Annotated in this window: 1 protein-coding gene; it reads left to right on the top strand. The window is 39.7% G+C overall.

The genetic code is table 11. The annotated features are described in order from the left end of the window. Nucleotides 1–116 precede the first annotated feature (116 nt). The coding region (locus CLV95_RS18525) for a DUF1561 family protein (RefSeq protein ID WP_133175070.1) at nucleotides 117–1,252 on the top strand (1,136 nt) is incomplete at its 3' end.

Here is a 1,252-nt window from a genome sequence, read left to right as displayed (position 1 = left end):
CCGAATACAATGCATATATATGTTTAAAATAAACGGATTATCATTTATTACTATTAGAATGTTTGAAACTATGAAAAACCATTTTCGTTGAAAAATAAAAAGGGAGAGGGATACAAATGATTCGTTTGATAGTTTTGATAGTAGTTTTGTTGGTTTCAATTGGAGTTGACTTTTCCTACGGAGTGAATTCCGCACTTATCAATATTGTATCTAGATCCATTCCTGGTCCGATCATTCAAAAACCTACGGATACTCCGCAGGATAGGGCTATCAAGATCGTTCTACATGACGGAGGGAAGTTTTGTTACGCTCCTGTTTTTAGCGGTGGTGAAAGTTATATTCGGATTCTACAGTGTTGGGAACAAGGTGTTAGTAATGCAAGGTATGATGTGTTTCAAAGGATTTCTTACTATGTTGAAAACACATGGTTATGCATTACTGCTCCGGAGAGCGTAGTTCAGGGAAGGGTAAACTGGGATTATGTGAATCTCAGACCTTGTACGATCAATGACTCTTTGCAGCGATGGATCGTGAAGGAGAACGCCTTTTGGACTGCAGATGAACGTTATCGTTTGAAAGATGCGGGGTGGTATGCCTATATCTCAAAAACCTCTTCGGATTACTATAACCATACCTTAGATTCCTCGATGAATAATTGGGTTCAAACTGTGTCGACTCCCGGCAACATCAGTATAAAGACTTCCATAGCTTGGCATTTGGGGAATACGCGGTATTTTATTAATTCAAGAGGTTCTCAAGAAAATACTACGCCAATTTACTACAATCCTGAAAGCGGCCATCTTGCTCAATACAATCCTATGAGTGGCCGTCTTTCTTGCATGTATTCTAAGGTAGGTAGTTATCAATGGAATTGGATTCAATGGGCATTGTGTGATGACGCTCCTATCAGTAAGAATAATCCGGCTTATTGGAACGTTTATCTTGAAACTGAAGAGGGAGGTATGCTTACGGATTATAAAGGCAATATCCTCAGAGTTACCAGATATGGATCGAATTGGGGCGTTGCCTATGCGGTTAAACCCTCATTTTTGGTAAGGGATACTACGCATAGTCCCACGTCTTTGTTTGTAGTTGATAGAGGCTTACTTGATTGGATACGTTACACAACTGGTAATCTTGGAAAGACAGAGCAGTATTGTCCTGCCGGTTATAGGTCAGCCTATAAAAGGGTAAAAAGGACCTTACCTCCAAACTTTCAATTAAGCGATGATTGGATTCGGAGACTTTATGA

This window comes from Leptospira borgpetersenii serovar Javanica (assembly GCF_003046425.1).
In the GTDB taxonomy this organism is placed as follows: Bacteria; Spirochaetota; Leptospiria; order Leptospirales; family Leptospiraceae; genus Leptospira; species Leptospira borgpetersenii.
This window is presented reverse-complemented; position numbering and strand designations above follow the sequence as displayed.